This is a genomic window from Mesorhizobium sp. L2C084A000 (assembly GCF_000502875.1).
In the GTDB taxonomy this organism is placed as follows: domain Bacteria; phylum Pseudomonadota; class Alphaproteobacteria; order Rhizobiales; family Rhizobiaceae; genus Mesorhizobium.
Genome location: NZ_AYWX01000016.1, coordinates 39642 through 53747, shown reverse-complemented (window position 1 = coordinate 53747; position 14106 = coordinate 39642). Strand labels below are relative to the sequence as shown.

General features: G+C 63.1%; 11 protein-coding genes. 2 read left to right on the top strand and 9 right to left on the bottom strand.

What is annotated here, in order from left to right:
- Window positions 1-44: 44 nt before the first annotated feature.
- Window positions 45-533, bottom strand: a complete 489-nt coding sequence (locus X735_RS140005) for a three component ABC system middle component (RefSeq protein ID WP_050592745.1) — start codon at window positions 531-533, stop codon at window positions 45-47.
- A gap of 6 nt (window positions 534-539) precedes the next feature.
- Window positions 540-1679, bottom strand: coding sequence for an ABC-three component system protein (locus X735_RS140010; protein ID WP_155930605.1), 1140 nt, complete (start codon window positions 1677-1679; stop codon window positions 540-542).
- 467 nt (window positions 1680-2146) lie between these two features.
- On the opposite strand from X735_RS140010, the gene X735_RS140015 reads away from it, so the two are divergent.
- Entirely contained in the window at window positions 2147-2689 is a 543-nt protein-coding gene (locus X735_RS140015; protein WP_023813550.1) for a dihydrofolate reductase family protein, read from the top strand.
- Window positions 2690-2737: 48 nt separating this feature from the next.
- On the opposite strand, the gene X735_RS140020 is transcribed toward X735_RS140015, so the two are convergent.
- The 5 genes from X735_RS140020 to X735_RS0135055 all read right to left on the bottom strand — a co-directional run bounded on the left by X735_RS140020 (window position 2738) and on the right by X735_RS0135055 (window position 8847).
- Window positions 2738-3601 (bottom strand): patatin-like phospholipase family protein, encoded by an 864-nt coding sequence (locus tag X735_RS140020; protein WP_023813549.1) that lies wholly within the window; start codon window positions 3599-3601, stop codon window positions 2738-2740.
- Entirely contained in the window at window positions 3598-4938 is a 1341-nt protein-coding gene (locus tag X735_RS140025; RefSeq protein WP_050592749.1) for a pitrilysin family protein, read from the bottom strand. Before X735_RS140025 ends, X735_RS140020 begins: the two co-directional genes overlap by 4 nt.
- 2 nt (window positions 4939-4940) lie before the next feature.
- Window positions 4941-6329, bottom strand: a complete 1389-nt coding sequence (locus tag X735_RS140030) for a pitrilysin family protein (protein WP_023813547.1) — start codon at window positions 6327-6329, stop codon at window positions 4941-4943.
- A 131-nt stretch (window positions 6330-6460) separates the two neighbouring features.
- A complete protein-coding gene (rsmD, locus tag X735_RS140035) occupies window positions 6461-7015 on the bottom strand; it encodes a 16S rRNA (guanine(966)-N(2))-methyltransferase RsmD (protein WP_023813546.1) in 555 nt (184 codons plus the stop codon).
- Entirely contained in the window at window positions 7012-8847 is a 1836-nt protein-coding gene (locus X735_RS0135055; RefSeq protein WP_245273291.1) for a pseudouridine synthase, read from the bottom strand. The genes rsmD and X735_RS0135055 overlap by 4 nt, the downstream gene beginning before the upstream one ends.
- Window positions 8848-9465: 618 nt before the next feature.
- Between X735_RS0135055 and X735_RS140045 the strand changes: the two genes are divergently transcribed.
- Window positions 9466-9915 carry a nucleoside deaminase gene (locus X735_RS140045; RefSeq protein ID WP_023813544.1) on the top strand — a complete coding sequence of 150 codons (450 nt, stop codon included), beginning with the start codon at window positions 9466-9468 and terminating at the stop codon, window positions 9913-9915.
- A gap of 40 nt (window positions 9916-9955) precedes the next feature.
- Here X735_RS140045 and X735_RS140050 read toward each other — a convergent pair whose 3' ends face one another.
- Window positions 9956-10636, bottom strand: coding sequence for a hypothetical protein (locus tag X735_RS140050; protein WP_023813543.1), 681 nt, complete (start codon window positions 10634-10636; stop codon window positions 9956-9958).
- A 206-nt stretch (window positions 10637-10842) separates the two neighbouring features.
- The gene (ileS, locus tag X735_RS140055) at window positions 10843-13836 is read right to left on the bottom strand and encodes an isoleucine--tRNA ligase (protein ID WP_023813542.1); all 2994 of its coding nucleotides are present in this window, start codon (window positions 13834-13836) and stop codon (window positions 10843-10845) included.
- Window positions 13837-14106 lie beyond the last annotated feature (270 nt).

The following is a 14106-nucleotide window of genomic DNA, read 5'->3' as shown; positions in this document are numbered from 1 at the left end:
ACCAGCTCGAGACCAAAGTATCAGTTTTAATATCTGGAAGTGCATTAGGGTTCGACCTGCAGGAGTGAGAAACCTTGGTTGGGTGGAAGCCGGGCCAACCACCTGCCAAGTTTTTCCGCGCTGGCGACGTGGTGCTTTAACCGGTCTGGCGGCGGAGGTAGCTTGACCTCATTCGAGCGCACCGCGGCAGTGTTGTAGTCAACGCTCAAAAGCTTGGTCGCGATACCAGCCGCCATGGATTCAAGCGTCAAGCTGCGCATCGCAAGCGCGCGATCATGGACAGCGAACAAGCGCTCGCGCTCCTCAGCAAGCTTTGAGATAAACTTTGCGAGACCCGAACTCTGGTTTGTAGAGCGGATCGTTCGCACTGTCGGGCCATGGAGCACCAGCGGCAGGACCAAAAAAAACTGCGTGAGCACCGGAAGATCGCCAACCCGCTCTGCCTGAAAGCCACTGCCGAAACTCCAAAGCAGCAGCGAGCCGAACGCAGGATTCTGAACCAGACCGACAGCCGATATTTCCGCGTGCGCCATCGCAACCTACTCCATTGGAAATAGCGTCTGATACGACGGATGCCAACCTACGCGACGGAGATCGGCGAGATCATTGAACGCGCCAGCAATGAAATGTGATGGGAGAGTGCGGCCCTCCAATGGAAGCGTCGTTGCTGCGCACCTCCGATATAGCGCACGACCCCGCCCAGGTTCATCCACGCTGGCCTGCGTGTCCTCGATCTCGTCACGAACCATCTTGTGTTGGCGTATCAATTGGACGTCAAGATCGTTCAGGCTGTCCTCTATGATCAGCCCCTCGTCTGCCCAATGAACTTTGTCAGCCGTTGAACGCAGATAATCGCTCACGGCCGTAACCAGCATGTCGTCGCTTGCGTTGATTGCCTGAAGTTGTCGGACGAAAGTTGGCGCGGTGGCCACGACTGCAACAATCGCGCCTTCGGAGGGCTCTGGCGCTTTGGAAGGCAACATGTTGGTAAGATTGGAGCGCTGAGAGAACGTTTGGAACAGTCGCCGGAATTTTGTCGCGGAGACAATGGGGGGCTGCCCCTCACGGATAAGTTTGTCCACGCGATCTCGCGCCATTCCAACGGCTGCAGACGTCAGGTCGTCTACCGCGTCCGGCGGAACGCCAGCCCGCACATACTCGCGCACACTCTCGACGGGATTGATCTCCGTGACAAGACGGAACCGTTGAATGATAACGCGGCAAATATCATCGCCAGCGTTCAAAAAGCGAATAACGTGCGGGGTACATCCAATCTCAAGCTTATTGGGATCGACCAGCTTCTTGATCTTCGCCAGCGCATCGCTAGCCGTCGCCGACGTCACTGCTGAATGGAGTTGACTGACCAATGCTCCAGTTTTGGCCGGCGTAACATACAGCTGAAAATCGGTTTCAGCGGCATCTATTGAATCAGAGGAACAGAGGTCGGCCCAATTTGCAAATGCTTTCCAAAGCTCCTCACATCGGTCAGCGGCAGGGTTTCCGGTGAGCGCACTTTTGTCCTGCTCCAACAGGAGTGTTCCATCTGACCGGTGGACTGCGATGTCGTCGAGATATTCTAGAGAGACATTGTCTCCATCCAGAGCCTTGAAAAGATGATGACACAGTCGCAGTTGCTGCAGCGAATAGCCGAGATATTGGCCAGCCGCCGTAGTCTTCAACGGTTTATCAATGACCTGCAGACTCACAGACTTCGACGCACTATCGGCGCATCCCCCGGGAATCATCCCACCCTAGAACATTAGATTACTCGCAGACGAACCTCATCTTCAACCATATAAGGCGACAGAGCACATAAATACATGGGGGAGGCCGTTTCAAATCTTCAGAAATCGACTTCCACATGCTGATTTTTTGACAGAGGTGATGGAATCTTGTCGAAGAAACCCGATGTCGTTTGGCGGTAATCCGGTCTGGGAAGGACTTTGCCTTTGCGCCGACTGTGGCTTACTTGGTCATACACAACCAGCGCTCGAATTTCGCAACATCCCATGGCTCACGCAGTCTCTCCTCCACGCCTGCCCTTCATCGCGGCGCCTTCTCCCTTCCGCCGCGCCGCGCTATTTTTCACGAAGCATGTCGCAAAGGGCCTGCGCAGTCCGTCCTTTGATGGAAAAGGGAGAACGCCATGCGAAAACTTATCGTCACCGAATTCATCAGCGTCGATGGCATTGCCGAGGTCGAGAAGCTGCCCAGCGTGACCTGGAACGACGAGATGAACAGGTTCAAGGAGGACGAGCTTGCCGATAGCGGCGCCATGCTTTTGGGGCGCACGACCTATGAGATCTTTGCCGGCTCCTGGCCCACGGAAACCGGAGATTTTGCCGACCGGTTCAACGCGCTGCCGAAATATGTCGTCTCGACCCGCCTGAAGGCGCTCGACTGGAAGCCGGCCGAATTGCTGAAGGGACCGCTGCCGGATGCGGTCAGAATCCTGAAGCAAGGCGGTGGCGGCAACATCTACGTGCATGGCAGCCTGAGCGTTGCGCAGGAATTGCTGCGTCACGGCCTTGTCGACCGCGTCAGGCTGCTCAGCTATCCCGGCACTGTGGGCCAGGGCAAGCCGCTGTTCCCAGTCGGCGAGCCGGTGTCGCTCGAACTGGTTTCCGCCACGCCGTTCAGCAACGGTGTGGTGGCGCTGGAGTATGCCCCGGTGGCGGCGAAATCGTAAATCGGTTGGAGCCTCTTTCCTAGCAGATCGAGTCGGGAAGATGCATCCTCACCCGACCTGCTTTCCCCGCCTCGCTTTGACGGCGGCGCCAGCCCGTGCCTCCAGCACCTTCTCCACCTGCCGCTTCAGCTCGTCCTTGATATCCACCGTCTCGTTCATCAGGGCGTCGATCTTCAGGAAATCGAGCACGCGGTATTTCGACACTGCCGGGCGGACCAGGATGTCGGGGCGGCATTGTTTCAGCTTGTTGGCGATGATCGACTGCATCATCAGCTGCGTGGCGCCGAACATCAGGTCGACGGAGGTCGGCTGCTTGCGGTCGGCCTCTTCCGGCGCGCCGACGACGTCGACGCCGATGATGATGTCGGCATCGTTCTCGATCAGGTCGAAGGGCACGGGGTTGTAGATGCCGCCGTCGATCAGCAGCCTGCCGTCGCGCATCACCGGGCGGAACACGGCGGGGATGGCCGCCGAGGCCGCCAGCGCGGAGTGCAGGTCGCCGTCTTCGAAGACAGCGAGCTTGTGGCCGAAATAGTCGGTCGCCGTCACCTTGAGCGGGATTTTCAGCTCGGCGAAGGTTTCGGGAATGGCCTCGGGCAGAAAGGCTTTCAGGATGCGCTCGACGTTGAACTGGCTGACGCGGACCTGCATGGCTTCGGCGATGGTGCCCGGCCGCGCCCGCCACATGCGGCTCGCCACCTCGGCGCGGCGGCCAAGAATCGAGCGGGCGTAGTCGTGGATCTCCTTGCCGGTCATGCCGGCGGCCATACCGGCGCCCATGATGGCGCCGATCGACGAGCCGGCAATCGCCACCGGCTTGATGCCCAACTCGTCCAGCGCCTCGATGACATGGATATGCGCCAGCCCGCGCGCGCCGCCGCCGCCGAAGGCGATGCCGAAGGTCGGGCTCATCCCTTGCCGGCTCCGGCCAATTTCGGGCCGATGACCATGATGGTCGGCTCGGCGGTCAGCAGTTTCTTCGCCGCCGCCTTGACCTGATCGAGCGTCACCGCGTTGATGTAGCCGGCGCGGCGCTGCATGTAGTCGATGCCGAGATCGTCGAGCTGCAGTTCGACCAGCGTCGAGGCGATGGCGCTGGAGGAGTCCAGATTGTTGATGGCGTAGGCGCCGATCATGTATTTCTTGGTCGCCGCCAGCTCCGCCTCGGTCGGGCCTTCTTCGGCCAGTCGCTGGACCACGTCGCGGACGATGCCCAGCGTCTCGGCCGCGCGGTCGGAGCGGGTGCCGGTGCTGACGATCAGCGCGTTGGCGTGGTCCTGGTTGATGAGCGAGGAGTTGACGCTGTAGGCCAGCCCGCGCTTCTCGCGCACTTCCTGGAACAGGCGTGAGGTGAAGGTGCCGCCGCCAAGGATCTCGTTCATCAGCACGGCGGGGAAGAAGTCCGGCGCCTTGCGCTTCACGCCGGGAAAAGCGAGCTGCAGCGAGGTCTGCGGCAGGTCGTAGTCAACCTCGATATGCTGCGCCAGCTTCGGGTCGATATCGGCCACCGGCCTCAGCGCCTGGTTTTGCGGCAGGTCGCCGAACACCATGTCGAGCTTCTTCTTCAGCGTCTCCGCGTCGATGGCGCCGACGACGGCAACATGCAGGCCGCCGCGGGCGAACACCGCTTTGTGCAAGGCTTTGAGATCATCCGGCGTGATGGCGGCGATGCTTTCCTTGGTGCCTTGGTCGGAGCGGGAATAAGGATGATCGCCATAGAGGGCGCGCGCCCATTTGTTCTGCGCCACCGTGTCGGGATCATTCTCGCCGGCGATGATGCCGGACAGGATCTGGGAGCGAATGCGGTCGATCGGCAGCTGGTCGAAGCGCGGCTGGTTGACCGCCAGCCGCAACAGGTCGAATGCCTGGTCACGCTGCTCGGCCAGCATGCGCATGGAGCCGTAGATGCCGTCGCGGCTTTCATCAAAACTCATCTCGGCGCCGGCGTCGTCGAGCTTGATCTGGAAGTCTTCACTGTCAAGCGGGCCGGCGCCTTCGTCGAACAGGCCGGTCATCAGATTGGCCAAGCCCTCCTTGCCCGGCGGGTCCTGCGTCGAGCCGCCGCCGAAGACGAAGCGGATGGCGACGACCGGCACGGAATAGTCCTCGACCAGCCAGGCGGTGATGCCCTTTGGCGAGGTGACGGACTGGATGTCCATGGCCCGCGCGGTGAGTGCCGGCAGGATGAGGAAGAGGATGGAGAGGAAGAGGGTGGTGAGGGGTGCGCGTACCGCGTTCGTGCTCTTCATCATCAATTCCCCGCCTGTTGCTGCGGCAAGAGATAGCCGGTGGTCGATCGGGCGAGCACCAGGTAGCGCGCGGCGACGGCCTTGACCTCATCTGTCGTGACCTTGCGGATGCGGTCCGTCCACTGCTGGACGTCCTGCACATTGCCGCCGGTGGCCAGCGTCGAGCCGTAGATGTTGGCCATGGAATCCTGCTTGTCGCGGGCAAAAATCATTGACCTGACATAGCGGTCCTTGGCCTTCTCCAGCTCCGATGGCGTGACGCCATCCTTGACGATGCGCACCACCTCGGCATCGACCGCCGCTTCGACGTCGGAAATCTTGGCATCGCCGCGCGGCGCGCCGTAGACGGTGAAGTTGGTGTCGTCGAGCATGGTGCCCTGGAAAAAGGCGCCGGCGCTGGATGCGATACCTTGCTGGACGACGAGCGCCTGGTAGAGCCGGCTGCGATTGCCGCCGCCAAGGATCTCCGCCAAGAGGTCGAGCGCTTCCGCCTCGCCCGGCTTGCCGGTGTGATAGGACGGCACCACCCATTGGGTGGAAAAGCTCGGCACGCTGACGCGGGCATCGGCGAGCGTCACCGTGCGCTTGGTGTTCTGCTCCGGCTCGACCGGACGGATGCGCGGCGGCAGATCGGGGCCGCGTGCCACCTTGCCATAGGTCTTTTCGGCCAGCGCCCGCACCGTGTCCGGTTCGACATCGCCGGCGACGATCAGCACCGCGTTGTTGGGCCGGTAATATTTGTCATAGAAGGCAACAGCGTCGGCGCGGTTCAGCTGCTGCATCTCCTGCATCCAGCCGATGACCGGGATGCGATAGGGCTGGTTCTGCCACAGCGTCGCATCGACCTCCTCGTCCAGCACGGCCTCGGGGCTGTTGTCGATGCGCGAGCGGCGCTCCTCGAGGATGACATCGCGCTCGGTCTTGATCACATCGTCGGTGAGAATGAGATTGCGCATGCGATCGGCCTCGAAGCTCATCATCAGCTCGAGCGCCGACGGCGCCACCGTTTCGTGGAAGGCGGTGTAGTCGTAAGAGGTGAAGGCGTTGTTGGAGCCGCCGATATCGGAGATGGCGCGGTCGAACTCGCCGGCCGCATGGTTGGTCGTCGCCTTGAACATCAGATGTTCGAAGAAATGCGCAATGCCGGATTTGCCGGGCGGCTCGTCGGCGCTGCCGATCTTGTACCAGACCATTTGGGTGACGATCGGCGCACGGTGGTCGGGAATGACGACCACCTCCATGCCGTTGTCGAGCAGGAAATCCGTGACCTTGAACTCGGCCGGAACCGTGTTGGGCAAGACGGGGCTCTCGGCCAGCACCGGACCGGTTATCGCAAAAGCCAAAGAGGTCGCCAACAGCGTTCCGCGCAGCCATTCAGCCTGAAATGTCATCGATGGCTCCGGTTTCTTGGCGGACGATAGGCAAGGTGCTGGCGACAAGCAAAGTGAATTGTTGGTCATGTTGCCGGCAAAGGCGGCGGCAAAGAGGCCGGCCCATGAGGCCCGGCCAAGGATGCAGGCTATCAGACCGCCTCGACAAAGCGGATAACGGTCTCGCCATAGTTGCGCTCGTCCAGCACCGAAAAGCCGGGACCAGGCTCGAACGGCGCCACTGCCGCCTCTTCGACCACGCACAGCGCGCCGGGGCGAAGCCAGCCGCCGGCTTTCGCCGACTGCAAGGCGCGCTCGCCAAGACCCTTGCCATAGGGCGGGTCGGCGAAGACGAGGCCGAACGGCGCCAGCGTGCCGGCCTCGCCGAGGCCCGTGGCGTCGCGACGGAAGATCTTGGTGCGGCCGGTCAGCCCAAAGGCCTCGACATTGTCGCGGATCAGGCCACGGCCTTCGGCCGATTCCTCGATGAAGACCCCGTAGGAGGCACCGCGCGACAGGGCTTCGAGCCCCAGCGCGCCGGTGCCGGCGAACAGGTCGAGCACGCGCGCACCGTCCAACTGCGCGGCAAAGCGATGCGCCAGCACGTTGAAGACCGCCTCGCGGGTGCGATCGGTCGTCGGACGGATGGCGCTCGAACGGGGCGTCGCCAGCGGACGCCCGCGAAACTCACCACCGACGATTCTCATCTCGCTTTGGGGCCTCGGGGACCATTGCGCGGACGCTCACCGCCGCCGGCCCCGCCCGGACGTTCGCCTCTCGGCTTGCCGAACGGCTTGGCACCGGCCGGTTTGCCATAGGTCGGCTTGAACGATGCCTTTCGCGCCTTTGCTTCAGCGGCCTTGGCTGCGTCTGCGTCGGCCCTGCCCTTGCCGATCGGCCGCGCGCCCGGTGCCATCCAGACATTGGCCTTGCGCTGGCCGGGCGGCTCGATCGGCCGCTGCTCGCGCTCGGACTTTTTGCCACCACCCCGAGGCTTGTCGCCGAAACCGCCGCGTGGCTTGTCACCGAAGCCACCGCGCGGTTTGTCGCCAAAATTGCCGCGCGGCTTGTCGCCGAAGCTGCGTTCGGGACGCGGGCCGCGTTCGCCAAAACTCTTCTCCGCGCTTCTGTCGGGACTTGTCGACAGTTTGCCCAGAGCCTCGTCGCGGCTGCCTTCGCGGCGTTTGCGGTTCTTGATCAGACCGCCCTCCCCGATCGGGCGGCGCTCACCGTCGCGGGTGAATTTCGGCCGCTCCGGCTCCGGCTCGCGAACTTCGGTGCGCCGCACCGGCTTGTTGGAAAACGGCTTGGTGACATCGGCGTCGAAATTGGCGCCGGATTCCTCGACCAGGCGCTCGCCGAGTTGGTCACGCAGCACGCGCCCCTTGATCTCCAGCACATGGCCCTCGGCGAGGTCATCGAGCTGGAACGGCCCGTAGGAGATGCGGATCAGCCGCGTAACGTCGAGGCCGAGCGAACCCAGGATGTTCCTGACTTCGCGGTTCTTGCCCTCGCGCAGACCGATCGTCAGCCAGGCATTGGTGCCTTGCTCACGGTCGAGCGTCGCTTCGATGGCACCGTAGAACACGCCGTCGACGGCAATGCCTTCACGCAGGCCCGCAAGCGCGCTTTCCTCGACCTTGCCGTGGACGCGCACCCGGTAGCGGCGCAGCCAGCCGGTGGCCGGCAGTTCGAGCACGCGCGACAGGCCGCCATCATTGGTGAGCAGCAGCAGGCCTTCGGTGTTGATGTCGAGCCGGCCGATGGTCATCAGCCGCGGCAATTCAGCCGGCAGCACGTCGAAGACGGTCTTGCGGCCCTCGGGATCGCGGTTGGTGGTGACGACGCCGGCCGGCTTGTGGAACAGGAACAGCCGCGTGCGCTCGATCGGCGGGATTTCCATGCCGTCGAGATGGATGATGTCATCAGGCATCACGTTGAAGGCCGGCGAGGTCAGGGCGCGGCCATTGACCTTGACGCGACCGGCGGCGATCAGTTCCTCGGCATCGCGGCGCGAGGCCAGGCCGGCGCGCGCCAGCCGCTTGGCGATGCGTTCGCCTGCCTCTTCGGCAGCGTCGGCGGGACGCGGGCGTGGCTTGAAGCTGCCGCCCGATGCGCCTTGCGGCCGATCGCCAAAGTCGCGCTTGGGGCGGTCGCTGAAATCGCGCTTGGGGCGGTCAGCGAAGTCACGCTTCGGTCGATCGCCGGCGTCGCGCGGCGCGCGGTCACTGAAATCACGCTTGGGACGGTCGAAACGCTTTTCGCCGCCCGCTGCCGCCGCAGCCGGCCGGTCTCCCCGCGGTGCATAGGGCTTGCGCGGTCCTTCGCGCTTCTCATACGGTTTGCGCTCACCCTCGGCGGCCATCGGGCGATCGCCGCGCGGTGCGTAGGGCTTGCGTGGTCCTTCGCGCTTCTCGTACGGTTTGCGCTCACCCTCGGCGGCCATCGGGCGGTCGCCGCGCGGTGCGTAGGGCTTGCGTGGTCCTTCGCGCTTCTCGTACGGTTTGCGCTCACCCTCGGCGGCCATCNCGCGGTGCATAGGGCTTGCGCGGTCCTTCGCGCTTCTCATACGGTTTGCGCTCACCCTCGGCGGCCATCGGGCGGTCGCCGCGCGGTGCGTAGGGCTTGCGTGGTCCTTCGCGCTTCTCATACGGTTTGCGCTCACCCTCGGCGGCCATCGGGCGGTCGCCGCGCGGTGCGTAGGGCTTGCGCGGCCCCTCGCGCTTCTCAAAAGGCTTCCCTTCGGGTCGCGGGCCTTTGCCGAAAGGCTTGTCGCCGCCCTTGAAATCGCGCTTCGGCCGCTCGCCATCAGCGGCCATCGGCCGATCGCCACGCGGTGCGTAAGGCTTCTTGGCGCCAAAGGACGGCTTGCCGCCCTTGCCCGCGGCGCCATCTCGGCTGCGCGGTCCCGCGGCTTTCGGCCCACTCTTGGCCGGACCCTTCCTGGGTCGGAATTTCTTCTCGTTGTCGTCCATGTGGCCTTTATCCGTTTGCGCTGCTACAGCGTGGCGCATCCTTTCGGGCGCGCAACGAACGCTGTAGCACTTTTGATGTGGCGCATGATCATTTTCGAAAACCGAGTCCCGATTTTCGAGGTCCTGCGCTCAATAACAGGATCACCGTCAGGTGGCGAGGAGATAATCAGAGTGGAAATCGCGTGAAGCGGCCCGATTTCATGGCGCTGGCGCTGAAGGAGGCCGAGGCTGCCGCCTTGCGAGGCGAAGTGCCGGTCGGCGCCGTCATCGCCAATGGCGCTGGTGTTGTCGCCAGCGCCGGCAACCGCACACGCGAACTTGCCGACCCGACCGCGCATGCCGAGATGCTGGTCATCCGCGAAGCTTGCCGCAAACTGTCGGCCGAGCGGCTGACCGGCCATGATCTCTATGTGACGCTGGAACCTTGCGCCATGTGCGCCGGCGCAATTTCCTTCGCCCGGCTGCGCCGGCTTTATTTCGGTGCCGCCGACGACAAGGGCGGCGCGGTGGTCAATGGCGTGCGCTTCTTCGCATCGCCAACCTGCCACCACAGGCCCGACATCTATCCAGGCATGGGCGAGACCGAGGCGGCCTTGTTGCTCAAAGGATTTTTCCGGGAACGGCGCGGCTGAGCCGGGCGCCCTTCGGCAAGAAATAAGAAAGAAGCGGTTTTTACAGGGACGGCATCCAGTCGAACCAGCCGCTGCCCTTCTTGCCTTCCGCCTCTTTCTTGAGACGGCGTTCCTTCTTGTACTCGTCCTCGCCAAGCTCGTTCTGCGGCGCCGTGCCGGCCGCGACACGATACTGCACTGGAGGCTCGCTCAGATATTTGCGGGTGTTCGGATCGCCCTGCTTGCTGTCGGCAAGGCGGCGCTGGATCTCGGCGGCGCGACCCTTGTCGGAATCGGCCGGTGTCCATGCCGGCGGGTGGCTCGAGCCTGATTCCGCCATTGCCCTCTTCACCGAGGCCGGATCGGTCTGCACGTCGTCGACGATCTCCGACTGGTAAGCCGGGTCGTTCTGATGGGCGGTGGCGTCGGCGCGCAGGCGGGCGCGGCGCTGCTCGGGCGATTCGGGCCATTCGGCGCTCGCCGTCTCGATGCTGTCCTGCGGGGCCGGCAGCGCTTCCTTCTGGCCTGGCGCCGGCTTCACAAGCGTCGGACGCGGCTTGTAGTCGATCTGTTCCTTGCGCTTCGGCGCGAATGAAAAGGCACCTGAAATATCGCCGGCCAGCTGTTCGCCGGCGGTCTTGTCGGTGCCGTAGGTCGGAGAGCCCATGCAGCCGGACAAAGCGAGGCCCGACGCGACAAGCGGCGCCAGCAGCGCCAAGCGCGCGTTATATCTCTCGGTCATGCCAAAAAGTCCCACTCTAGACAGCCTCTCGATTGCCGCCGGCCTTGTGGCCGGTCCCCATCGTCCAAGCACTTGCGACGGAAATCCGGCGACAATTTGTCTTCCGGAGTTTCGCGTGTTTACCTCAACCACTCGTTAAGGGCAACGCGCGGGCGGTTTTCGCCCGCCCGGCGTGGCATTTGTGCACCGATCCAGCCGACTAACCGTTAAAGTCGGCCAAGCGTCTTCAATTCATGCAGCACCGCCGCATCCCTAGCCGAAACATCCGGGAATTCCGGATCCTGGCCGACATCGGCGGTGTAGCGCCAGGAGCGTGCACATTTTAACAGGCCACGATCCTCGGCCTTCTCGACCACCACGGCGACACCCTTGACGTCGTCGATCGCGAAGGCACCAGCCGGTGCCTCGCCATGAGCGATGACCAGATCGCTGGTGATCGCCATCTCGGCCATGTCGACATCTGAAATCGCCGCTTCGAGCGCTGCGTCGTTGATTGTGACGACCGGCACCGCTTCCAGCGACGATCCGATCACCTTCTGGGCCCGCGCGATCTCCAGCGCGCCGGTGACGACGCGCCGCACTTGCCGCACCTGGCGCCACTTTTCCGCCAGCGCCTCGTTCTTCCAGTCCGCCGGGATTTGCGGGAACTGGTCGAGATGCACCGAGACGGCGTCGGGATGACGGTCAAGCCAGGCCTCCTCCGTGGTGAAAGGCAGCATCGGCGCCAGCCATTTCACCAGGCAATCGAAGAGATGGCGCACCACCTGCACCGAAGCCTTGCGCTTCAGGCTCGACGGCGCGTCGCAGTAGAGCGCATCCTTGCGGATGTCGAAATAGAACGCCGACAGCTCGACCACCATGAAATCGAGCAGCATGCGGGTGATGCGCTTGAATTCAAAGGCGTCGTAGCCCGAACGCACGACCTCATCGAGCTCGGCCAGCCGGTGCAGCATCAGCCGCTCCAGCTCCGGCATTTTCTCCATCGGCACCTCTTCGCCATCGTCATGGGCAAGCGTACCCAGCATCCAGCGGATGGTGTTGCGCAGCTTGCGGTAGGCGTCGATGTTGGTCTGCAGCACGTTCTTGCCGAGCCGCTGGTCCTCCCAGTAGTCGGTCGTCACCACCCACAGACGCAGTATGTCGGCGCCCGACTGCTTGATGACGTCCTGCGGCACGACGGTGTTGCCGAGCGACTTCGACATCTTGCGGCCATCCTCGTCCATGGTGAAGCCATGGGTGACGACGGTGTCGTAAGGCGCCCTGCCCCTGGTGCCGCAGCTCTCCAGCAGCGACGAATGGAACCAGCCGCGATGCTGGTCGGAGCCTTCGAGATAGACGTCGGCTGGCCATTTCAGGTCAGGACGATCCTCCAGCGTGAAGGCATGCGTCGAGCCCGAATCGAACCAGACGTCGAGGATGTCCATCACCTGCTTCCACTTCGAAGCGTCGTGATTGCCAAGGAAACGCTCCTTGGCATCAGCCGCGAACCAGGCGTCGGCGCCTTCCTGCTCGAAGGCGTCCATGATGCGCTGGTTGACCGCCTCGTCCTTCAGCACATTGCCGTCGGCATCGGCGAACACGGCGATCGGCACGCCCCAGGCGCGCTGGCGCGACAGCACCCAGTCCGGGCGCTCCTCGATCATGGCGCGGATGCGGTTCTGGCCTGCGGCGGGCACGAAGCGGGTGTCGTCGATGGCCTTGAGCGCCCGGCTGCGCAACGTCGAGCCATCGCCGAGGTCCTTGTCCATGTAGACGAACCATTGCGGCGTGTTGCGGAAGATGATCGGTTTCTTGGACCGCCAGGAGTGAGGGTAGCTGTGCTTCAGCCGGCCACGCGCGAACAGCGCGTTGCGTTTGATCAACTCGTCGATGACGGCCTGGTTGGCGTTGCCCTTCTTGCCATTGTCATCGATGACGCGTGCCGGTCCACCCTCGCGGTCGGGGCCGAACCCCGGCGCGTCCTTGGTGAAGAAGCCGCCATCGTCGACGGTGAACGGGATGGCGGGATCGATGCCGCGTGCGCGCAGATCCACCGCCGCGTCCATCCAGGCGTCAAAGTCCTCGCGGCCGTGACCGGGCGCGGTGTGGACGAAGCCGGTGCCGGCATCGTCGGTGACATGGTCGCCGACGAGCATGGGCACATCGAAATGATACCCTCCGTTTAACGCAAAAAACGGATGATCTAACGTTACGTTGGCAAGTTCCTCGCTTGTCACGGTGCGAAGTCGCTTAAAATTCACCTTGGCTTTGGCTGCGCTTTCATCGGCAAGCGCGTCGGCAAAGACCAGCTTCTCACCGGGCTGAGGGCCAAAGTCATTTTCGGCTGCCACGATCTCGTAAAGTCCGTAGGCAATGCGTGGCGAATAGGCTACCGCCCGGTTACCCGGGATCGTCCAAGGCGTTGTCGTCCAGATGACAACTGAAGCATGGGACAAACTGTGCGGCGGCTTTACGACAATTTTCCTGCCAGTTCGCTCACCACCTTCGTCCTCGACGTGTAAAATCGTATCCCCATCAGCAGACTGGATCGGAAACTTCACCCAGATCGTGTCGCTCTCATAGTCGTGGTACTCGATCTCGGCCTCGGCCAGCGCCGTACGCTCGACCACGCTCCACATCACCGGCTTGGAGCCGCGGTAGAGCTGGCCCGACATGGCGAATTTCAAAAGCTCGCCGGCGATCCGCGACTCGGCATGGAAAGCCATCGTCGTATAGGGATTCTCGAAGTCGCCGATGACGCCGAGGCGCTGGAACTCGGCCCCCTGCACCGTGATCCAACCTGCGGCGAACTCACGGCATTCCTTGCGGAATTCGTTGACCGGCACCTCGTCCTTGTTCTTGCCCTTGGCGCGGTACTGCTCCTCGATCTTCCATTCGATCGGCAGGCCGTGACAGTCCCAGCCGGGCACATAGTTCGAGTCGTAACCGCGCATCTGGAACGAGCGGGTGATGACGTCCTTGAGGATCTTGTTCAGCGCATGGCCGATATGGATGTTGCCGTTGGCGTAGGGCGGGCCGTCATGCAGCACGTATTTCGTGCGGCCGGCAGCGCTCTCGCGCAGCTTGCGGTAGAGGTCCATGTCCTGCCAGCGCTTGACCAGCAGCGGCTCCTTCTCCGGCAAGCCGGCACGCATCGGGAAATCCGTCCGCGGCAGGTAAAGCGTCTTGGAATAGTCGATCGTTTCAGTTGTATCGGTCATTGGTCTGCCATGTGCATTGCCCGGCGGCAAAAGAGCTCGGGCGTTGAACTATACTTTTGCGCATGTCGTTTTCCCAAAACCGGGGCCACTTTTGGGCGACATGCCTGATGATCTGGAAAAAGCGCGAGAGGCCGCGCGCAGAATTCCCGGCGGTTCCGGCGACCCTCAGGCCGCCCGGAACACCGGGCCGGTAATTCGTATCGTCAGCACGCGAAGGCGCGAAAAGCTCGTCATTGGTGGGCTTTTAGCGGAGATAGACGCAGGAATAAA

Excerpts from the sequence above, each read along its gene's own strand:
- ileS (WP_023813542.1), bottom strand. The coding sequence starts at position 13,836 with ATGACCGATACAACTGAAACGATCGACTATTCCAAGACGCTTTACCTG.
- X735_RS140015 (WP_023813550.1), top strand. The coding sequence starts at position 2,147 with ATGCGAAAACTTATCGTCACCGAATTCATCAGCGTCGATGGCATTGCC.
- X735_RS140005 (WP_050592745.1), bottom strand. The coding sequence starts at position 533 with ATGGCGCACGCGGAAATATCGGCTGTCGGTCTGGTTCAGAATCCTGCG.
- X735_RS140020 (WP_023813549.1), bottom strand. The coding sequence starts at position 3,601 with ATGAGCCCGACCTTCGGCATCGCCTTCGGCGGCGGCGGCGCGCGCGGG.
- rsmD (WP_023813546.1), bottom strand. The coding sequence starts at position 7,015 with ATGAGAATCGTCGGTGGTGAGTTTCGCGGGCGTCCGCTGGCGACGCCC.
- X735_RS140025 (WP_050592749.1), bottom strand. The coding sequence starts at position 4,938 with ATGAAGAGCACGAACGCGGTACGCGCACCCCTCACCACCCTCTTCCTC.
- X735_RS140050 (WP_023813543.1), bottom strand. The coding sequence starts at position 10,636 with ATGACCGAGAGATATAACGCGCGCTTGGCGCTGCTGGCGCCGCTTGTC.
- X735_RS140030 (WP_023813547.1), bottom strand. The coding sequence starts at position 6,329 with ATGACATTTCAGGCTGAATGGCTGCGCGGAACGCTGTTGGCGACCTCT.